At 52.7% G+C, this 19446-nt stretch carries 20 protein-coding genes; 10 read left to right on the forward strand and 10 right to left on the reverse strand.

The window, feature by feature from the left end:
* Positions 1-62: 62 nt before the first annotated feature.
* The 8 genes from hisA to EJP87_RS05585 form a co-directional block, all read right to left on the reverse strand.
* Positions 63-809, reverse strand: a complete 747-nt coding sequence (gene hisA / locus EJP87_RS05550; protein WP_130470868.1) for a 1-(5-phosphoribosyl)-5-[(5-phosphoribosylamino)methylideneamino]imidazole-4-carboxamide isomerase — start codon at positions 807-809, stop codon at positions 63-65.
* A gap of 3 nt (positions 810-812) precedes the next feature.
* Positions 813-1448, reverse strand: a complete 636-nt coding sequence (hisH, locus tag EJP87_RS05555; RefSeq protein WP_130470869.1) for an imidazole glycerol phosphate synthase subunit HisH — start codon at positions 1446-1448, stop codon at positions 813-815.
* A gap of 21 nt (positions 1449-1469) precedes the next feature.
* Positions 1470-2066, reverse strand: a complete 597-nt coding sequence (hisB, locus tag EJP87_RS05560) for an imidazoleglycerol-phosphate dehydratase HisB (protein ID WP_130470886.1) — start codon at positions 2064-2066, stop codon at positions 1470-1472.
* Positions 2066-3382, reverse strand: coding sequence for a histidinol dehydrogenase (hisD, locus tag EJP87_RS05565; RefSeq protein WP_130470870.1), 1317 nt, complete (start codon positions 3380-3382; stop codon positions 2066-2068). The genes hisB and hisD overlap by 1 nt, the downstream gene beginning before the upstream one ends.
* A 44-nt stretch (positions 3383-3426) precedes the next feature.
* Positions 3427-4689: a UDP-N-acetylglucosamine 1-carboxyvinyltransferase gene (murA, locus tag EJP87_RS05570; RefSeq protein ID WP_130470871.1), complete on the reverse strand. Its 1263-nt coding sequence runs from the start codon at positions 4687-4689 to the stop codon at positions 3427-3429.
* Positions 4690-4965: 276 nt separating this feature from the next.
* On the reverse strand, positions 4966-6597 hold the full coding sequence (locus EJP87_RS05575) for an acetolactate synthase large subunit (protein ID WP_130470872.1): 1632 nt from the start codon (positions 6595-6597) through the stop codon (positions 4966-4968).
* Between the two features lie 210 nt (positions 6598-6807).
* The gene (locus tag EJP87_RS05580; protein WP_130470873.1) at positions 6808-7095 is read right to left on the reverse strand and encodes an acylphosphatase; all 288 of its coding nucleotides are present in this window, start codon (positions 7093-7095) and stop codon (positions 6808-6810) included.
* Between the two features lie 4 nt (positions 7096-7099).
* Complete coding sequence (locus EJP87_RS05585; protein WP_130470874.1) at positions 7100-8305, reverse strand: pyridoxal phosphate-dependent aminotransferase; 1206 nt, start codon at positions 8303-8305, stop codon at positions 7100-7102.
* Positions 8306-8416: 111 nt separating this feature from the next.
* Here EJP87_RS05585 and cysS point away from each other — a divergent pair, with 111 nt between their 5' ends.
* The 4 genes from cysS (at position 8417) to EJP87_RS05605 (ending at position 12988) form a co-directional block, all read left to right on the forward strand.
* The gene (gene cysS, locus EJP87_RS05590; protein ID WP_420886846.1) at positions 8417-9880 is read left to right on the forward strand and encodes a cysteine--tRNA ligase; all 1464 of its coding nucleotides are present in this window, start codon (positions 8417-8419) and stop codon (positions 9878-9880) included.
* Positions 9880-10683 (forward strand): 23S rRNA (guanosine(2251)-2'-O)-methyltransferase RlmB, encoded by an 804-nt coding sequence (gene rlmB / locus EJP87_RS05595; RefSeq protein ID WP_130470876.1) that lies wholly within the window; start codon positions 9880-9882, stop codon positions 10681-10683. Before cysS ends, rlmB begins: the two co-directional genes overlap by 1 nt.
* A gap of 270 nt (positions 10684-10953) precedes the next feature.
* Positions 10954-12468, forward strand: coding sequence for a hydrogenase iron-sulfur subunit (locus EJP87_RS05600; protein WP_130470877.1), 1515 nt, complete (start codon positions 10954-10956; stop codon positions 12466-12468).
* Between the two features lie 19 nt (positions 12469-12487).
* Positions 12488-12988 (forward strand): hypothetical protein, encoded by a 501-nt coding sequence (locus EJP87_RS05605; protein WP_130470878.1) that lies wholly within the window; start codon positions 12488-12490, stop codon positions 12986-12988.
* 155 nt (positions 12989-13143) lie between these two features.
* Here EJP87_RS05605 and EJP87_RS05610 read toward each other — a convergent pair whose 3' ends face one another.
* Both EJP87_RS05610 and EJP87_RS05615 read right to left on the reverse strand, forming a co-directional pair.
* Positions 13144-13386 (reverse strand): hypothetical protein, encoded by a 243-nt coding sequence (locus tag EJP87_RS05610; RefSeq protein WP_130470879.1) that lies wholly within the window; start codon positions 13384-13386, stop codon positions 13144-13146.
* A gap of 57 nt (positions 13387-13443) precedes the next feature.
* Positions 13444-15093, reverse strand: a complete 1650-nt coding sequence (locus EJP87_RS05615; RefSeq protein WP_130470880.1) for a cytochrome D1 domain-containing protein — start codon at positions 15091-15093, stop codon at positions 13444-13446.
* Positions 15094-15331: 238 nt separating this feature from the next.
* Here EJP87_RS05615 and EJP87_RS05620 point away from each other — a divergent pair, with 238 nt between their 5' ends.
* The 6 genes from EJP87_RS05620 to EJP87_RS05645 all read left to right on the forward strand — a co-directional run.
* Positions 15332-15688 carry a c-type cytochrome gene (locus EJP87_RS05620; protein WP_130470881.1) on the forward strand — a complete coding sequence of 119 codons (357 nt, stop codon included), beginning with the start codon at positions 15332-15334 and terminating at the stop codon, positions 15686-15688.
* On the forward strand, positions 15685-16878 hold the full coding sequence (locus tag EJP87_RS05625) for a cytochrome D1 domain-containing protein (RefSeq protein ID WP_130470882.1): 1194 nt from the start codon (positions 15685-15687) through the stop codon (positions 16876-16878). The genes EJP87_RS05620 and EJP87_RS05625 overlap by 4 nt, the downstream gene beginning before the upstream one ends.
* Complete coding sequence (locus EJP87_RS05630) at positions 16875-17327, forward strand: Lrp/AsnC family transcriptional regulator (protein WP_130470883.1); 453 nt, start codon at positions 16875-16877, stop codon at positions 17325-17327. The genes EJP87_RS05625 and EJP87_RS05630 overlap by 4 nt, the downstream gene beginning before the upstream one ends.
* Before the next feature lie 19 nt (positions 17328-17346).
* A complete protein-coding gene (ahbB, locus tag EJP87_RS05635) occupies positions 17347-17883 on the forward strand; it encodes a siroheme decarboxylase subunit beta (RefSeq protein ID WP_227657474.1) in 537 nt (178 codons plus the stop codon).
* A gap of 29 nt (positions 17884-17912) precedes the next feature.
* Positions 17913-18908: a siroheme decarboxylase subunit beta gene (ahbB, locus tag EJP87_RS05640; protein ID WP_130470884.1), complete on the forward strand. Its 996-nt coding sequence runs from the start codon at positions 17913-17915 to the stop codon at positions 18906-18908.
* A 14-nt stretch (positions 18909-18922) separates the two neighbouring features.
* On the forward strand, positions 18923-19446 hold a 524-nt coding region (locus EJP87_RS05645), incomplete at its 3' end, for a radical SAM protein (RefSeq protein ID WP_130470885.1).

A 19446-nucleotide genomic window follows, 5' to 3' on the forward strand; every position in this document is an offset into this window, starting at 1 on the left:
CCAGGAGGAGATAATCTCCTCCTGGACCTCCATAATAATTTTTTCTGGACAGCAGGTTTGCTTTAAGCAGCAAGCTGGCAGGCAGCAACTGCGGCAGCAAAGTCCAAACGACCATCATAGAGCGCTTTGCCGGTAATTATGCCGGAGATGCGTCCGCCATTGGCATAGGGACCGGGATTTTCCATGACCTTTTGCACATCGGCCAAAGAGGAGATGCCGCCAGAGAGGATAATGGGGGTGGTCACCGCCTCAGCCAGGGCACGGGTAGCAACAATATTGGGCCCTTGCAGAGCCCCATCACGGGCGATGTCGGTAAAGATAATCTCGGCGACACCAACCTCCATAAAGCGTTGAGCCAGTTCAACGGCGCGGATATTGGTCACTTCTGCCCAACCTTGTACGGCGACCCAGCCATCGCGGGCATCGATACCCACCAAAATCTGTCCCGGAAAGAGACGACAAGCCTCTTGCACCAGTTGCGGATCACGGCAGGCAATGGTGCCCAGAATGACGCGCTGGATGCCCAGGTTGAGATAGTGTTCCATGGTTGCCAGAGTGCGGATCCCCCCGCCCAGTTGTACCGGGATGCTGAGGGCCTTTAATATGGCGGCAATGGCGTTGTCGTTGACAGGTTGTCCGGCAAAGGCACCATTCAAATCAACCACATGCAGTCGCTGCGCTCCTGCATCCTGCCAATGGCGGGCCATGGCACCGGGATCATCGGAGTAGACGGTATGTTGGTTCATGTCGCCTTGAAACAGGCGTACACATTGACCATCCTTCAGGTCGATGGCAGGAATGATCAGCACGGCTTAAGGTCTCCATTGGGTAAAGTGGTGCAACAGGCGCAAACCATAGCGTTGACTCTTTTCCGGGTGAAACTGGGTGGCAAAGAGGTTGTCGCGCGCGATGGCCGCCGTAAAGGGGATGCCATATTCGGCACTGCCCGCAATCAGTTGCGGATCTTGCGGGCAGCCATGGTAGGAGTGCACAAAATAAAAATGGCTGCCATCGGGAATATCTTTCCAGAGGGGGTGTGCTTGTGTCTGCTGCACCTGATTCCAACCCATATGCGGCACCTTCAGATGCCGACTGGCATCTTCAGGGTCGCGCATGTCGGTAGCAAAACGGACCACTGAGCCAGCAAAGAGATCCAGGCCGGGGTGTACACCATATTCATGGCCTTCACTGAAGAGCAACTGCATGCCAACACAGATGCCAAGAAAAGGTTTGCCGGCTTGGATATGCTCCAGCAGGGGGGGGAGGAGGCCGCTTTCGCTGAGGTTGCGATGGCAATCGGCAAAGGCGCCCACGCCAGGCAGAACCAGATGTGAGGCCTGTTTCAGCTCCTCTGCCTGCTGGCTGATGCGCACCTCTGCGCCAACCGTTTCCAGAGCTTTGGCGACTGAGCGCAGATTGCCAGAACCGTAATCGATAACGATGACCATGGCCAGATACCGGAGGAGGGGTTAGCTGTCGGAGAGAATACCTTTGGTGCTGGGAACCAATTGGCCGCGTCGTGGATCCTGAACACAGGCACGGCGCAGGGCCAGGGCCAAGGCTTTGAAGCAGGATTCGATTTTATGATGATCGTTGCTGCCATAGAGATTGGCCACATGGATGGTGGAGCGACTGTGATTGGCAAAAGCAGTAAACCATTCACGAAACAGTTCGGTATCAAACTGGCCGATTTTACTGTTTTTGAACTCCACTTGCCAGACCAGGGTTGCCCGGTTGGAGAGATCGATGACCACCCGGGAGAGCGCTTCATCCAAAGGGATGGTCGCCGAACCAAAACGGGCAATGCCTCTTTTATCGCCCAGAGCCTGACGAAAGGCTTCACCAAGGGTGATGCCTACATCTTCAACCGTGTGATGATCATCGATATGGGTATCGCCACGAGCCGTTATTTCGATATCGAATAGCCCATGACGCGCCAATTGATCCAGCATATGGTCGAGAAAGGGTGAGCCGGTATCGATGGAAGAGAGGCCGTTGCCATCCAGATTGACGGTGGCGCGTACCTCGGTTTCCTGGGTTTTGCGTTCCACATGGGCAGTACGCATCATGATGCGCTCTCCAGACGGCAATCAACGCTGTATTGATGGGCAGTCAAACTTTCACGATTGGCCAGTCGGGAGGCGATTGGGCCAATTTGTTGCAAAGCAGAGAGCGGACCACCCAGCAGACTGGAACGTTTAATAAAATCATAGACGCCGAGCGGGCTGGAAAAACGGGCGGTGCCGCTGGTGGGCAGAACATGATTGGGGCCAGCCACATAGTCGCCAATGGCTTCCGGGGTATAGCGACCAAGGAAAATGGCCCCGGCATTGTGGATCATCGGCAGCGCCGCTTCGGGATCGGCCAAAGAGAGCTCCAAATGTTCGGGAGCTGCTTGCGAAGCCAATTGACAGGCGGTTGGCAAATCCGGGACAGTGATCAAGGCGCCGCGATTGGCCAAGGCGATGCGGCAGATGGCCTGACGACTCAATTTTTGCAACAGGCGGTGCAGTTGCTCTTCTACGGCATCGGCCAGCGACTGCGAATCGGTGATCAAAATTGCTTGTGCGGACTCATCATGTTCGGCTTGCGAGAGCAGATCCGCGGCCAACCATTCCGGGTTGCTCTCCTGATCGGCAATCACCAATATTTCCGAAGGGCCGGCAATCATATCAATGCCAACCTGACCAAACACCTGCCTTTTGGCTGTGGCGACATAGATATTGCCCGGACCAACAATTTTATCCACTCTTGGGATGCTTTGCGTGCCATAGGCTAAAGCGGCTACAGCCTGGGCGCCACCGACGCGAAAGATGCGTTGCACTCCAGAAACCCGAGCTGCGGCCAAGACCAACGGATTGATCGTGCCATCCGGGGTAGGGACCACCATGATCAACTCCTGGACGCCAGCCACCTGTGCGGGAATGGCATTCATCAGGACTGAAGAGGGATAGCTGGCCAAACCACCTGGTACATAGAGACCGGCGCGTTCGATTGCGGTCAAACGTTGTCCCAACTGCATGCCGGTGGCATCTTGAAAACGTTGGATGCCCATGGCAGGCATTTGCCAGAGATGGTAGGCGCGGATCCGTTCAGCCGCCGCTTGCAAAGCCTCCATATCGCCTGTGGGCAGTTGTTGGCAGGCGGTATCAATCTCTTGTTCAGAAAAGGCCAACTGCTCTTTGTGCAACAGGATGCGATCAAACTGTTGGGTCAAGCGGATCAGCGCTGCATCCCCCTCCTGGCGAACCTGATGGATGATGTCGGCCACACGTTGTTCCACATCCAGGATACGTTCGCTGTCCCATTGCAACAGGCGCTGGTAACGAGCTTGAAAATCGGCTTGCCGGCTGTCCAAGCGGGCAATCAAATGGCTGTTCATGGTCGGTTCCAGATGTACTCTTTGGCTCTTGATAAGAACTGGTTCTAGCCGCTGACCCGTTGGATATTGGCACCCAGGGCCAACAACTTTTCTTCGATACGCTCATAGCCGCGATCGATATGATAGATGCGAGAGATGACGGTTTCGCCTTCGGCAGCCAAGCCAGCCAGCACCAAAGAGGCGGAGGCGCGCAGGTCGGTGGCCATTACTGGAGCACCATGCAGTTTGCTCAAACCGCGCACATGGGCCACGTTACCGAGTATCTGAATATCCGCTCCCAGTCGCTGCAGTTCCGAGACGTGCATAAAGCGGTTTTCAAAGATATTTTCGGTGATGCTGCTGGCGCCTTCAGCGATGCAGTTGAGAACCAGCATTTGTGCTTGCACATCGGTGGGGAAGCCGGGATAGGGGGCGGTTTCCAGGTTGACCCCTTGCAGGCGACCGCTGCAGCGCACGCGCATGCTTTCCCGGCTGGGATCATCTTCCAGGATCAGGCCGGCCTCTTGCAGTTTACGGATGGGCAAGGCCAAAAATTCGCCGCTGGTACCGGTCAGGATCACATCGCCACCGGTGACAGCGGCAGCGATCATAAAGGTAGCGGTTTCGATGCGGTCAGGCATGATACGATGGCGGGTACCATGCAGGGTATCGACGCCATCGATGATGATGGTAGAGGTGCCGGCTCCTTGGATGCGGGCGCCCATTTTGGTCAAAAAGTTGGCCAAGTCAACCACTTCTGGCTCTTTGGCCGCATTTTCCAGGAAGGTGCGTCCTTTGGCCAGGGTTGCAGCCATCAGCAGGTTTTCGGTTCCGGTGACGGTTACCGGATCCATATGGATGCGGGCGCCATGCAGACGTTTGGCACGGGCATGGATAAAGCCGCCGCTGAGGGTGATATCGGCACCCATGGCGCGCAGGCCTTCGATATGCAGATTTACCGGCCGTGATCCAATGGCGCAGCCTCCGGGCAGCGAGACATCGGCGTGGCCATAGCGAGCCAGCAGCGGTCCCATCACCAGGATGGAGGCGCGCATGGTGCTCACCAGGTCATAGGGGGCGAGAAAGTTGTTGATCTGGCAGTTATCGATCTCCACGCCCAACCGTTCATCGACGGTAATAGCCGAGCCATGCTGTCCCAGCAGTTCCAGCATGGTGGTCACATCCAGCAGATGCGGGATGTTGGAAAGATGCACCGATTGATCGGTCAGCAGGGTAGCAGCCAAGGCTGGCAAAGTGGCATTCTTGGCGCCGCTGATAGGAATCGTGCCGCTGAGTGGGGTACCGCCCCGAACGATAATTTTATCCATAGTGGCTGCAGGGTACAGCAAAACTCCCTTGCTGGCAAGCTCTTACCCGCAAGGCTTCAGGGTGAGCGTATTTGCAAAACTCTTATGGGTTTTGGAGAGATTGCTGCACACCCCTTTCCCCATGCCCTACATCCGGGTTGAAAAAGCTGTTTTTTGCCTGCAAGAGAGTCTTGGATGATTCCTATCAGTTTGCCTTCAAGCGGGTCACATGTCTGCGCTCATGAGATAGCAAGCTTCTATCATGGTGTGCACTTGTTACCAGATCAGCATCTCGCTTTAGATGGGACAGACCAATTCGCCCAATTTTTGCGTCAGTTTCAGATTTTCCCGATAATCTACCGGGCAATCGATGATCACCACCGTTTGATCGGCGATGGCTTGCCGCAGAATGGGGATCAAATCTTCGCTGCGCTCTACCCGGTAGCCTTTGGCGCCAAAGCTGTGGGCATATTGTACAAAATCAGGATTGGTAAAGCGGATATTGCTTTCCCTGCCAAAATGTTTCATCTGCTTCCACTGAATCAAGCCATAAGCGGCATCATTCCAGATCAGGATGATAATCGGCGTGCCAATGCGCATGGCCGTCTCGATCTCTTGTGAATTCATCAAAAAACCGGCATCACCGGTCACGGCAACCACCGTGCGTTGCGGATGCACCAGTTTGGCGGCAATCGCCCCGGGCACGGCGATGCCCATGGCGGCAAAGCCATTGGAGATAATACAGGTATTGGGACGCTCGGTTTTATACATGCGCGCAATCCACATTTTATGCGCACCTACATCGGAGAGGAGAATATCTTCAGGTTGCAGCACTTCGCGCAAATCCCAAAGAATTTTTTGGGGTTTGACGGGAAAGTCCAGATCGTTGGCTCCTGCGTTCAACTCTTGCACAATGGTTTCACGCAAGGTATGGGCTACACGGCTTTTGTGAAAACGACTCTCTGCGGCGATACCTTTCAGTGACAAGCCGATGTCGCCCACTACACCTACCTCCAATATGTAGTGTTCATCCACTTCCGCGGGAGAGGCGTCAATATGAATAATTTTGCGATCTTTGTCAGAATGCCAAAGATGGGGATGATATTCCACGATGTCAAAGCCGACGCAGATGATGACATCGGCGCGATCAAAGCCACAGGAGACATAATCGTGGGCTTGCAGACCTACAGCACCCAAGGCCAGTTCATGGGAGAAGGGAATCGCCCCTTTGGCCATAAAGGTGGTCGCCACCGGAATGTTTAATTTTTCGGCAAAATCGACCAGCATCGCGCAAGCGTTGGCCCGGATGACGCCATTGCCGGCCATGACAATCGGAAATTCAGCATCGGCAATGATTTGTGCTGCCTGTTTGATCTTTTCTATCGGGGGAGCAGGGATGCTGTGTTGTTGCACTTTCAGGGGCTGTTTATCGACCATCATTTCGGCGATATTTTCTGGAAAATCGATAAAACTGCAGCCTGGTTTTTCCGTTTGTGCCACTTTGAAGGCTTTGCGGACAATTTCCGGAATGGTGTTGGGATCCAAAACCTGAATGCTGTATTTGCTGATTGGACGAAACAGATTGACCAGATCGAGGGCCTGATGGCTCTCTTTATGCAGACGGGTGGTTGCAGCCTGTCCGGCAATGGCGACAACCGGCGCACGGTCCATATTGGCATCGGCAACTCCGGTGACCAAATTGGTGGCACCAGGGCCCAAAGTGGCCAGACAGACACCCGCCTTGCCGGTCAAGCGGCCATAGACGTCGGCCATGAAGGCGGCTCCCTGCTCGTGGCGGACAGTAATAAATTGGATGGGGCTCTCCAGCAGAGCATCCATCAGATCCAGATTTTCCTCTCCCGGTATGCCGAAAATAAATTGAATCCCTTCTTGCTGCAAACATTGGACAAACAGTTCGGCTGCTTTCATGCTGCTTCCTCCAGAGGATGAGAGATATTATTACGTGACAAAACGTGTAGATGGTGCTGGTGACGCGGAGGATGGGAGGGAGCTGGTCAATCTATTACTGTGGGCTCTGTTGACTGCTTTTCTTCGCGCCTGTCTGCTTGATATCTATTATCGTTTGCTTTCCATAGCCTTGTCGCACTCCTTGCTCGTAACGATTTGCTCACAAGATTTTCAGGGGCGGATAACCTGAAAACCAGTATATTCTGCTGGAGGACAATCGTTGCTGTCAATTTTTTCCACACGTGCTCCGGGTGGACCGTGTTGGCACCAGGCAAGCAAGGCGGCAACGGCGCTGGGTGAACCATGCACTTCTACCTCTACCGATCCGTTTGGTAGATTTTTCACCCAGCCCCGCAGCCCCAACTTTTCCGCCTCCTGTTGCGTGGAGACGCGATAAAAGACCCCCTGCACTCGGCCATGGATCAACAGCCTTTTATGGAGCAAGAGATCCTGACTCATCTTCTTAACCCAGCAAATCTTTGGAAACCAGACGCATCCGCTCCATGGCCTTTTGCAAATTTTCCATGGATGTGGCAAAAGAGATGCGCACATAGGGATCCATGCCAAATGCCAAACCAGGCACCAAGGCAATTTGGTGGGTATTCAGCATGAAGGCTGCCAGTTCCATACTGCTCTGCATCACCGTGCCATCGGGGCTTTTGCTGCCGATCAGACCGCCGACATTGGGAAAAACATAAAAAGAGCCTTCCGGGGCCCGGCAACGAATTCCCGGGATTGCATTCAGTGATTCGACAACAAAATTACGCCGTTGGGCAAAGGCTTTCAACATCGGCTTGATCACCTTTTGTGGACCATCCAAGGCGGCAACAGCAGCTCTTTGGGCGATGGATGTGGCATTGGAGGTGCTTTGTGACTGCATTTTGCCCATTGCTTTGATGATTTCGCTGGGGCCAGCCGCATAACCGATGCGCCAACCGGTCATGGAGTAGGTTTTGGAGACACCATGGACAATGACAGTGCGCTCTTTGAGTGCAGGAACCACTTGGGTCAAGGTGACTGCCGTAAAGCCGTCATAGACCAATTTATCATAAATATCATCCACAACCGCCCAGACATGAGGATGGCGTTCGATCACTGCTCCCAGTTGTTGCAGCTCTTCGGCGCTATAGGCGGCACCAGAGGGATTGCTGGGTGAGTTGATCACCACAAAACGGGTTTTCGGGGTGATGGCCGCTTCCAAGGCTTGCGGGGTGATTTTGAATCCGGTCTCCTCTTGCGAGGGCACAAAAACCGGTACACCATCTGCCAACAGCACCATATCCGGGTAGGAGACCCAGTAGGGTACCGGGATGATCACCTCATCACCAGGATTGAGCATGGCCTGCGCCAAATTATAAAAAGCTTGTTTGCCGCCGACGGTTACCACGATTTGGTTAGGCTCAAAGGAGAGCTGATTGTCGCGGGCAAACTTGCCGATGATGGCTTTTTTCAGTTCCGGGATGCCATCAACAGCGGTATATTTAGTAAATCCCTCTTTGAGGGCACGAATGGCCGCTTTTTTGATATGTTTTGGGGTGTCAAAATCGGGTTCTCCAGAACCCAGATCGATCACATCGATGCCTTGCGCTTGCAACTCTTTTGCTTTGGCGGCAATGGCCAGGGTGGGTGAGGGCTTTACCTTTTGAATGCGGTTCGATAAAAGAGCCATGATGTTTTATTTCCCGTACTAGTTTCAAATCATTCCAATATTGGGTGAATCTCCGAACACTGGAGAACATAGCACGTTACATTAAGGAGAATCAAGTTGGTGAACAGACCCTTGCAGATACAACTCTTCAATTCCAAAGGACGGCGCAAAGAGCTGTTACAGTTGCGGGAGCCGGGACGGGTGGGTATCTATGTGTGTGGCGTGACAGTCTATGATCATTGCCATATTGGTCACGCACGGGTCATGGTGGTGTTTGATGTGATCGTCCGCTATCTGCGTGCCTGTGGTCTGCAGGTGACCTATGTGCGCAACTTTACCGATATTGATGATAAAATTATCCAGCGTGCCCAATCCTTGCAGATTTCGATTGGCGAATTGACCGAACGCTATATTGCTGCCTTTCATCAGGATATGGCCGGTTTGGGTGTGGCAGAAGCCGATGTGGAGCCGCGTGCAACCGAGCATTTGCCGGAGATGCAGGCGATGATTGCACGCCTGTTGGCCAATGGTCATGCCTATAGCGATGGCAGGGATGTCTATTATGCGGTGGACCGTTTTCATGCTTATGGCGAGCTCTCTGGTAAACAGCTCAGTGAGCTGCAGGCCGGAGCGCGTGTGGAGGTGGATAGTGGTAAGCGCAATCCTCTGGATTTTGTCTTGTGGAAAGCAGCCAAAGCCGATGAACCCCGTTGGTCATCGCCCTGGGGGGCAGGGCGTCCCGGTTGGCATATCGAATGTTCGGCCATGAGCTGCAAATATCTGGGTGAGGCGTTTGATATTCATGGGGGCGGCATGGATCTGCTGTTTCCCCACCATGAAAATGAGATTGCGCAAACCGAAGGCAGTACCGGTCATCCTTGGGTGCGCTATTGGCTGCATAACGGTTTTGTCAATGTACTCTCCGCCAGCGGCGAACGGGAAAAGATGTCCAAAAGCCTGGGCAACTTTTCCACCATTCGCGATTTGCTGGCGCACTATCCGGGTGAGGTGCTGCGTCTGTTTATTTTGAACAGCCACTACCGTTCACCACTGGATTTTTCGGGAGAGCTGCTGGAGGCGGCACGTCATGGCATGGATCGTCTATACAGCGCCTTGGCAACTGCCAAACAGCTTTTGGGAGAGTTGCCGCATGTCTCGTTGCAGGCACTGCAGAGCAACGCTGCCTCTGCAGTGTGGCAAGAGGCTGGTGAGCCATTTTTTCAAGCCATGGATGATGATTTTAATACGCCACAAGCGATTGCTATTTTGTTTGAATTGGCAAAAAAGATCAATCGTAGTGTTGCTTTAGTGCAGCAAGGTGCAGCAGAGGAGCGGCTCCTGTTGCAGGAGAGGATTGCCTTGTTGCGCGCTTTGTCTGCTGTGTGTGGCCTGTTGACCGAGGAGCCGGAGCACTATTTTCATCGCCAGGCTGGAGCGGGTCCGCAGGATGCCGAGATTGAGGCTCTGCTGCAACAACGCTTGGCTGCGCGCCAGGCACGTGATTTTGCAGCGGCTGACCGCATTCGCCAACAGTTGGCAGATGCAGGGATTATCGTTCTTGACAGCAAAGAGGGCACAACCTGGAGGCGCTCCTGATGGTCGCACCTGCCAAGCAAGAGGGAGATTTTGAGCGCAAAGAGGAGAGCAGTGGAGATTTGGTCTATGGACTCAATCCCGTATTGGCACTGCTCTCTGATCCGGAACGCCTTGTCGAAACGGTGACAGTGTTGCAGGGGGGGCATGGCTCCCGTCTGCAAGAGATTGTGGAGCGGACCCGACAGCGGGGTTTGCGACCACGTTTTGCCGATCGTGCGGCATTGGATCGTTTAACGCAGCATGGGGTGCATCAGGGGGTGGTGGCACGGGTTGCTCTGCGCCGCCAGCCCTCCTTTGCTGAGCTGTTGCAGCGTGTGGCAGCGCTGCCACGGGTTGTGCTCCTGCTTTTGGATGGCGTGGAAGATCCCCGCAATCTGGGGGCTGTTTTGCGTTCGGCAGAGGCTTTTGCCGCCCAGGCGCTTATCCTGCCGCGTGATCGTGCCGCCCCACTCTCTTCCGTTGCCAATAAAGCCTCTGCCGGTGCGGCAGAGCGTGTCGATGTGGTGCGCGTGGTCAATCTGGCCCGCGCCATCGAAGATTTGCAGGAGCAGGGTGTGCTGGTGTATGGTCTGGCTGCCGATGGCCAGCACTCCATCGCAACCTGTGTTTTCCCCGAGAAGGTGGCCTTTGTCTTGGGCGGTGAGGGCAAAGGGCTGCGACGTTTGACCCGTGAACGCTGTGATCAACTGCTGTCGATTCCAATCACCGGGGGAGTCGGCTCCTTGAATGTTGCTGTAGCCGCCGCTATCGCTCTCTATGAGTGTCGCAGAATTTCTCCGCATTCCGCAATTATTGATGAATAACATATTCTTTCCAAGCTATTTTGCCGTTTGTCGCATAATAGAATATCCGAAGCGCAATATTGCTCTTTTATCAGGAGTGTTTTTTGATAAATTGCAATATTTCCCCCTTTTGTTGAGGGATACAATTTAGTGTAACAATATGTAATCATGGCGATTTATTTTTCATGGCTATGGAAAAAATTTGCTGGTCTGTTATAATGATCCTTCCCTCGTTGAGAGGTTATATATTAAAATAGAGCTTTCATCACTTTTGCAGGGAGCGTTCTTGTCGTGGAGATTTTACGCAGTACGTGCAACCGGCTGTTTCTGTTCATGGAGAAGCAGCTTAATGTGATATTCGGGAATCAAAATAATCCCCTCTACCATTTGGGAACTTTATCCTTCTTTTTTTTCTGGGTGATTTTGTTTTCCGGGATCTATCTCTTTATTCCCTTTGAGACCAGTGTAGCCCGTGCTTACCAGTCTGTGGAATATATGACCCACCAACAGTGGTGGCTGGCTGGCATCATGCGCAGCTTGCATCGTTATGCCTCGGATGCCGTGGTGATCACCATTTTTCTGCATTTGGTGCGCGAGTTTTCTCGTGATCGTTATCGCGGAGTTCGCTGGTTCTCCTGGTTTACCGGTATCCCTACCTTATGGCTGGTCGTTTTGCTGGGTATTTCCGGCTATTGGCTGGTTTGGGACATGTTGGCGCAATATGTCGCTTTGGGTACAGCGGAGCTGGTTGATTGGTTGCCGGTGATTCCCAGCTCCATGATTCTCAATTTTCTCGATGGTCAGGTTTCGGATCGCTTTTTTACCTTGATGGCCTTTTTGCATCTGCTTGGTATTCCTGTGGCTTTGGTGTTCATGACCTGGACCCATGTCAGCCGCATCAGTCATGTCAAAGTGATGCCCCCGCGGGTTTTGGCTATTGGATCCATGGTGGCCTTGTTGGCTTTGTCGCTGTTGAAACCGGCAGTCAGTCATGAAGCGGCAGATTTGACCAAAGCGCCAATGACGCTGCATATCGACTGGTTTTATCTGAATATTTATCCCTTTATCGACCGCTTTGGCCCGGCCATGGGTTGGGCATTTTCCGCTGGTGTGACGCTGTTGTTTATGTTGTTTCCCTGGTTGCCACCACGCAAGGAGGCTCCGCCTGCACAAGTGGTTTTGCCCGATTGTACCGGCTGTGGAGGGTGTGCCCGCGACTGTCCTTTTGGTGCCGCTTCCATGCAGCCGCGCAGCGATGGACGGCGCAACACCCTGTTTGAATCGGTCATTGACCCCTCATTGTGTACCGCCTGTGGCATCTGCCTGGGGGCCTGTACCACTGCCAATCCCTTCCGGCGCAGCGGTGAAACCTTGAATGTGGGTATCGATATGCCGGGCTATACCCTGGACCATATGCGCCAGGAGACCGATCGGGCTTTGCAATCGCTGAGTGGAGAGCGCAGCCTGTTGATCTTTGGCTGCCAGCGGGGTGCCGATCTGGATAAGCTCCGTGCTGCAGATACCGCTGTGGTGCGTTTGCCTTGTGCGGGAATGTTGCATCCCTCTTTCTTGGATTATGTCTTGCGCAAGGGAGCAAAAGGGGTGGTTGTCACCGGCTGTCGTGAAGGGGATTGTTATTTCCGTTTGGGCAACTGGTTGGTTGAAGAACGCTTGGCAGGTACGCGGGAACCCCATATGAAGAAAAATGTGGATCGGGAGCGGATTCTGGTTGTTTGGGCCGGAGCGGGCGATGATGCGCTGTTGCACGGTAAGGTCGAGGCGTTTCGTCAGGAAAAATTGAGCTGAGTGGACGAGGGGCAAATCGATGAATAGCGCTTTTCGGTATTTGATGCAGGGGTTGTTTTATGCGGCTTTTTGTGGGGTGATCTTCTATCTCTCTACCTCGCCACGCTATCAATATTTGGATGTGGACAAGGCGGAAATCATGGTTGCCTTCAAGCATCCCACCAAACGTAAGGAGTTGTGTCACGAGCGCACAGCAGAAGAGTTGCAAAAGTTGCCGCCCAATATGCGTCGGCAGCAGGATTGTCCACGGGAACGCTCACCCCTGGTGATTCGTTTTTCTTTGGATGGTACGATGGTGCAGCATAAGGAGTTTCGGGCTCCGGGAATTCATCGCGATGGTGCCACTTTTGTCTATGCCAAATTTTTTATTCCGGCAGGGGAGCACCGTTTCAAGGTAGAGATGCGCGATTCGATGCAGGAGGGGTATGATTATACTATGGAGCAACCGATCACCTTTCGACCCGGACAGATGCTGGTCGTCGGCTTTGATGAAAATGTCGACAAATTTACCTTGAAATAATAAGCGCTATAGCCTTTGGCTGCTGTTGCCGCGCTTTGTCCACAATGTGGTAGATCCCAATAAAAAGGGAGCAGGAAAACATGCTTGCTCCCTTTTTTATGGCTATCTTTTCAGCCTGTTTTGGGAAAAATCGAGAGCCGGGAGCAAACAAACAATCATTTGCCTCCAGGAGGTTGGATGTTTGGTGCCTCTTGAGAGCTTTCCACGGCGGCAGGAGGTGGAAACATATAGGTTTGAATCAGATGGAAGGTTGCCATGCTCAAGCTGAGGATAATGACAAAAAAGAGGATGCTGCGATGGGGAAAACGGCTGCCACGTGCGCGTTCCAACTGCTCCAATAGCCAGTCAGAGATGAAATAGAGAAAGATGCCGGCGGCAGTATAATAAATCATTTCCATAATAAAACTGTCTCTCCCTGTCAGATTGAGAGCGTGCTGCAAGCTTACGCTCTCGGTTTAATAGATCTCTTTTTGGCTGTTGAAAAGGTTGAATTTTGCAGTTGGAGTGATCAATCGCTCATCCTTGATTACCGTTTTGAGTTTTCGGCTCTTGTCATCAACCACCACGATAGCCGACTTTTGCTCTTTGCCATTCCATACTGAAAACCAGACCTCGCTGCCATCTGCGTTATATTCCGGTTGCAAAACCCGTTTGCTCCCTTCACCCAAGCCAGCCCATTCGGCAATCGGCAGCAGTTCATATTTTTTGTTCAGATCATGCAGATCAAACACAGCGATGGATTGCGCTATTTTTGTTTCCAGGTTGAGTGGGTTGTCTACCCAGAGATTTTTTGATTGCGGATGGGTTTTGACAAACAAAGAGCCATCGCCTGCTCCTTGCAGGGTGCGCACAACTTTCCAAGCCTGTTCTGGATGTTTTTCCGGATCGGTGCCGATCAAGGAGAGTGAGCCATCTCCCAGGTGGCTGGTTGCCCAGACTGGTCCAAATTGCGGATCCAGAAAATTGGCACCGCGTCCGGGATGCGGGAGGGCGCCGACAGCAACCAGTTGCGTCAATTTACGGCTTTTGGAGTCGATGATCGCCACTTTGTTGGCTTTGTTGGCGGCGCTCAGGAAGTAGCGATGGCTGGCATCCCAGCCTCCATTGTGCAAGGAGGGGAGAGCAGCAATGCTGGTGAGAGTCAGATTGTTCAGGTCGGAATAGTTGAGTAGCAATACCTGTCCGGTCTCTTTGACATTGATGAGAAATTCAGGATGCTGGTGTGAGGCGGCTATGGCGGCGGTGCGTGGTGAGGCATGAAACTCCTGGGTATCGGCACTGTAGCCACGGGTCGAGACAATTTTTAGTGGTTTTAAGCTGTTGCCCTCCATGAGGAGCAGGTGTGCAGGCCAATGGGAACCGGCAATAACATATTTTTCTTCCCAGCCTTTATATTGGGAGGTTGCAACAGAACGAGCCTCCCAACCTGTCTTGATTTCAGCCACAATATCCGGTTTTTCCATCCACAGGTCGATCAAGGTGACTTTGCCATCCCGTCCAATCACCAACAGATGGCGCCCGGAAGCTGAAAAACGAGCAATATGAACAGAATAACCGGTAGTGATGACAGTGACAATTTTTTTGGCATCGCCATCAATCAAGGCAATCTGGCCACTATCGCGGAGAGTTATGGCAAAAAGATTGGCCAGATTGATTTTATGCAGCGGTTTATTGGGGCGTTTTTCTGTCGGAATCAGCACATTCCAGCTATTCTGGATCTCTTTCATGGCAAATTCCGGTGGGGATGGCGGAGGATGTTGCAGATAGCGGGAGAGCAGATCAATCTCTTTTGCCGAAAGAATGGTACCCCAATTGGGCATGCCAGCGGCAGAGCCAGAGGTAATCACTCCGCGCAAATAGTCGCTGCCCAATTTAAGGGTCAGGTCTGTGGTCAAAGGTTTGCCAGTGGCACCTTTACGCAGCACGCCATGACAACCGGCACAGCGTGCAAAATAGATCTGTTTTGCTGTATCGAACTCATCAATGGTCATTGCCGGGGCTTGACCAGAAGCGGATTCGGCATGATCTGCCAATAACAACCCTATACACAAAGCGTGAATGGTTGCCAATCTGGTGAATGCTTGCAACAGACGAGAGCTTCTCATTTCGAGGTTTAATCTCCTGTGCCAGGAGCAGTTATTGTTCAGTGAACCTCTCCCTTTGCACGGGCAAAGAAGGGGGGGCAAGAAAAACAATTCTAGCATACCTGTTCTGGAATACCAGACGATGGAAAAGAGAGAGTTCATCATTTTTTCTGGACATTCATTCAGGCTGGGGCTAGTCTCGCTTATGGTGAATGTGAGGGAAAATTGTCGAATCATTAGGTTTTTTTTGATATTGATCATGATTTATTCATTGACTCGTTGCAGGCAATTTTTTGCCCGATTTATTTTTTCTGCGCTATTGTTCGGGGCAGTATGCACTTTTCCGAGTGCGCTCTTTGCCTTGGATACGTTACGACAGCAGGAGTTGCTGCATTTGTTGCGTCAAGATTGTGGTTCATGCCATGGTTTGCGCTTGCTGGGGGGGTTGGGGCCGCCGCTGACTGTCAGTGCCTTGCAAGATAAGCCCAAAGAGTATCTGGAAATGGTTATCCTGAATGGCGTACCGGAACGAGCCATGCCTCCCTGGAAAGGGTTGTTGACACAGGAAGAGATCACTTGGTTGGCAGAACGTCTACTGGAAGGGGTGGCGGAATGAGAGATTCAGGGCAATTATGGCGGAAGATGACCCTCTGCAGTATGGGTCTGTTGGCCATCCTGTTGGGCAGTTCCTGTACACCGTTGCGTGGTACGGGTGATTTGGGGGTGGTGGTCGAACGGGCCGATGGTTCATTGCAAGTTCTGGAAAACAGTCATAACTCCTTGTTGGCGAGCGTGCCGGGTCTGGGCGATTTGTCGCATGCCACCGCCCTGTTTTCCCGCGATGGGCGCTATGCCTATATCTGTGGGCGTGACGGCGGTTTAAGCAAAGTGGACCTTTTGACCTATCAGGTGGTCAACCGGGTTATCCAATCAGGCAACAGTATTGGTGGGGCCATCTCGCAGGATGGTCGCTGGCTGGCTGTTGCCAATTATACCCCAGGAGGGGTGCGTATCTTTGATACCGAAACCTTGGAAATGAAACTGGATCTGCCAGCCATGGGAGCCGATGGCAAACTTTCCAAAGTAGTCGGTCTGGAAGATGCTCCGGGGCAGGCGTTTGTATTCAGTCTGTTTGAAGCCGGTGAGATTTGGATGGTCGATGTCAGCGATATTGCCCAAGCCAAAGTGCACAAGTGGACCAATGCAGGAGCACAGCCATATGATGGTTTAGTGACGCCCGATGGCCACTATTATGTGGCGGGTCTGTTTGGAGAAGATGGCATGACCCTCTTGGATCTCTGGAATCCAGAAAAAGGGATCCGTCGTATTTTGCAGGGATATGGTCGTGGTCAGGAAAAACTGCCGGTGTATAAAATGCCCCATCTGGAAGGGTGGGCTGTGGCGGGGACTCAGATCTTTTTACCGGCAGTCGGTCACCATGAGGTTATCGTCGCTGATATGCAAACCTGGAAAGAGGTGGCGCATATTCCGGTACACAGCCAACCGGTATTTGCCATGGCCAGACCCGATGGGCGCCAGGTTTGGGTCAACTTTGCCCATCCAGACAATGATACCATCCAGGTGATCGATGTGCCTTCCCTGAAAGTGATCAAACAGTTTCGTCCTGGTAAAGGGGTTATGCACATGGAGTTTACCCCAAAAGGAGAAGAGGTGTGGATCTCTTTGCGCGATGAAAATCGTGTCGAAGTCTATCGTACCGATAACTTTTCCCGCGTGGCGACTCTGCCGGCAAAATCTCCCAGTGGTATCTTTTTCTCCTCCAGGGCGCACAAAATTGGTTTATGAACAATCTGACGCCGTTGGATATGCGCCTGCTCAACGAATTTCAGCACCATTTTCCTTTGGTGTCCCAACCCTACCAGGAGATGGCAGAGCGCTTGGGAATCAGCGAAGAGGAGCTCTTGAGTCGTTTGCAGAGCCTGCAGAATCGAGGCATCATCAGTCGTGTGGGTGCCGTTTTGCGTACTGGACAGGTGGGAGTCAGCACCTTGGCGGCGATGCAGATCCCAGCGGCAGATCTGGAAAGAATCGCCTCTTTGGTCAACAGCTTTCCTGAAGTCAATCATAACTATGAACGGGATCATGCCATCAATTTATGGTTTGTGTTGACTGCTGAATCGCCGCAACGTCTGCAGAGTGTGATCGACAGGATCGAGACAGAAAGTGGTTTTTCTGTCTATGTGATGCCGATGATCAAACCATTCCATATCGATTTAGGCTTTCCCTTGCATTGATCCGGGAAGGAAGTGATTCGTGTCTGCTTTCATGCTTGGCCCATACGAAGAGCGTCTTTTGATGGAAATTCAAAAGGGATTGCCTTTGGTGTCGCGCCCCTTTCAGCAGGTCGGCGAGCGTCTGGGTTTGACAGAAGAGGAGGTGTTGCACCTCTTGACGCAACTGCAGCAGCGGGGAATTATCAAGCGCATGGGGGTAATTGTCCGCCACCATGAATTGGGCTATCGTGCCAATGCCATGGTGGTCTGGGATCTCCCTGATGAGTTGGTTGAGGATTTTGGGCAAAAGTTGATCCAACATGGCATGATTACCCTGTGTTACCAAAGAGCAAGAGTTTTGCCGCACTGGCCCTATAATCTCTATTGCATGATCCATGGCAAGGCGCAACAAGAGGTTTTGCAGGCGGTGCATGCTGTAATTCACTGTTGTGAAATTGGCCGTTTTCCGCACCAAGTCCTGTTTAGTGTACGCCGTTTCAAACAGCGCGGAGCCTATTATTTTGCGGAGCCGTTGTCTGAGTGGAACAACTCGTATGTCGATTTGCGTTCTGAATAACATCTGCCGGAAATGAGGATCATGCCTTGATGCAGGAGCAATATGCGCTGATCAACAGAATGCAAAGCGGTTTTCCGCTGCAGGATCGTCCTTTTTTAACGATAGCCGAAGAGTTGGCCGTCACTGAAGAGTGGTTGATCGCCACCATTCAAGATCTGTTGCAGAGGGGTGTTTTGAGCCGTTTTGGTCCTCTGTTCAATGCGGAGATGATGGGTGGCGGTTTGACCTTGGCAGCCATGGCGGTGCCAGAAGAGCGCTTTGCCACGGTGACCGAACAGGTGAACAGCTTTGCGGAGGTGGCGCATAATTATGCGCGTGACCACCAGCTCAATATGTGGTTTGTGGTGGCGACCGAACGTCGGGAGCAGATTGCCCAGGTGTTGGCTGCTATTGAAAAGTGTAGCGGTTTGCCAGTATTCAATCTGCCCAAACTGGCAGAGTATCGTTTGGGTTTTCAACTCCAGATTACAGAAAACCATGTCGATACGGTGGCCATGAGGCTGCCAGATCCACCTGCCTCCTGGTCCCGTTTTCCATTGCCGCCAGAATATCCTGATGCGTTGGATCGCGCTATCGTTGCTGCCACGCAAGGAGGTTTGCTGCTGTTGCCGCAACCCTATCAGGCTGTGGCTGCACAACTCCATAGCACATCGGGAGAGGTGATAGAGCGTATGGAGCGCATGCTGGCCTGGGGTTGGATCCGCCGCCTGGGAGTGGTGCCCAACCACTATGCTTTGGGGTTGCGGGGCAATGGCATGACAGTTTGGGCGCTGCCAGAGGAGCAGATCGATCAATTGGGTCTGTTGGTTGGTGGACTGGATTTTGTCAGCCATTGCTATCAAAGACCCCGCCATTTGCCCTCCTGGCCCTATAACCTGTTTGCCATGGTGCATGGCCCTGATCGCGCCAGTGTCGAGAATAAATGTGCCCGTATCAAGGAGTTGTTGGCGGGGGCTGTGCGCGGGCATGCCTTGTTGCACAGTACACGCATCTTGAAAAAAACCGGTTTGCGTCTGGCGCATTGAGGGGTGAAGAGCTGATGTTTCGATTGACACAACTGTTACGTCAACTGCTGCAGAAAGAGAGCACGCAATCACGGCAACGCAGCCATGGCGGTCGTTGGCAAGGGCCGGTGGTGGTCTGGAATCTGTTGCGGCGTTGCAATTTGCAGTGCCGTCACTGCTATTCGGGTTCTGCCGACCGCGACTTTCAAGGTGAGTTGAGTCGCGAAGAGATCTTTCGTGTTTTACAGGATCTCCATGACTGTGCGGTGCCAGCAATCATCCTGTCCGGTGGAGAGCCACTATTGCATCCTGATCTGTTTGCCATTGCGCAACGGGCAAAGGAGATGGGATTTTACCTGGGCTTGTCCAGCAATGGCACCTTGATGGATGCCAGGAAGGCGGAAGAGATTCAGCAGGTCGGATTTGACTATGTGGGAGTCAGTCTGGATGGTCTGGAGCTGCATCACGATCGCAACCGCATGCAGGAGGGGGCATTTCGACAGGCTTTGTCCGGTATTCGCGCCTGTCAGCAGCAAGGGGTCAAAGTAGGCATTCGTTT

The sequence above is a fragment of the Candidatus Magnetaquicoccus inordinatus genome (assembly GCF_004217665.1).
GTDB lineage: Bacteria > Pseudomonadota > Magnetococcia > Magnetococcales > Magnetaquicoccaceae > Magnetaquicoccus > Magnetaquicoccus inordinatus.

What these genes read in the sequence shown, in the direction of transcription:
- EJP87_RS05630 (WP_130470883.1), top strand. Translation starts at nt 16,875, where the DNA reads ATGAACAATCTGACGCCGTTGGATATGCGCCTGCTCAACGAATTTCAG.
- EJP87_RS05615 (WP_130470880.1), bottom strand. Translation starts at nt 15,093, where the DNA reads ATGAGAAGCTCTCGTCTGTTGCAAGCATTCACCAGATTGGCAACCATT.
- EJP87_RS05580 (WP_130470873.1), bottom strand. Translation starts at nt 7,095, where the DNA reads ATGAGTCAGGATCTCTTGCTCCATAAAAGGCTGTTGATCCATGGCCGA.
- hisH (WP_130470869.1), bottom strand. Translation starts at nt 1,448, where the DNA reads ATGGTCATCGTTATCGATTACGGTTCTGGCAATCTGCGCTCAGTCGCC.
- EJP87_RS05625 (WP_130470882.1), top strand. Translation starts at nt 15,685, where the DNA reads ATGAGAGATTCAGGGCAATTATGGCGGAAGATGACCCTCTGCAGTATG.
- rlmB (WP_130470876.1), top strand. Translation starts at nt 9,880, where the DNA reads ATGGTCGCACCTGCCAAGCAAGAGGGAGATTTTGAGCGCAAAGAGGAG.
- EJP87_RS05605 (WP_130470878.1), top strand. Translation starts at nt 12,488, where the DNA reads ATGAATAGCGCTTTTCGGTATTTGATGCAGGGGTTGTTTTATGCGGCT.
- EJP87_RS05610 (WP_130470879.1), bottom strand. Translation starts at nt 13,386, where the DNA reads ATGGAAATGATTTATTATACTGCCGCCGGCATCTTTCTCTATTTCATC.
- ahbB (WP_130470884.1), top strand. Translation starts at nt 17,913, where the DNA reads ATGCAGGAGCAATATGCGCTGATCAACAGAATGCAAAGCGGTTTTCCG.
- hisD (WP_130470870.1), bottom strand. Translation starts at nt 3,382, where the DNA reads ATGAACAGCCATTTGATTGCCCGCTTGGACAGCCGGCAAGCCGATTTT.
- EJP87_RS05620 (WP_130470881.1), top strand. Translation starts at nt 15,332, where the DNA reads ATGATTTATTCATTGACTCGTTGCAGGCAATTTTTTGCCCGATTTATT.
- murA (WP_130470871.1), bottom strand. Translation starts at nt 4,689, where the DNA reads ATGGATAAAATTATCGTTCGGGGCGGTACCCCACTCAGCGGCACGATT.
- hisB (WP_130470886.1), bottom strand. Translation starts at nt 2,066, where the DNA reads ATGCGTACTGCCCATGTGGAACGCAAAACCCAGGAAACCGAGGTACGC.
- EJP87_RS05585 (WP_130470874.1), bottom strand. Translation starts at nt 8,305, where the DNA reads ATGGCTCTTTTATCGAACCGCATTCAAAAGGTAAAGCCCTCACCCACC.
- EJP87_RS05575 (WP_130470872.1), bottom strand. Translation starts at nt 6,597, where the DNA reads ATGAAAGCAGCCGAACTGTTTGTCCAATGTTTGCAGCAAGAAGGGATT.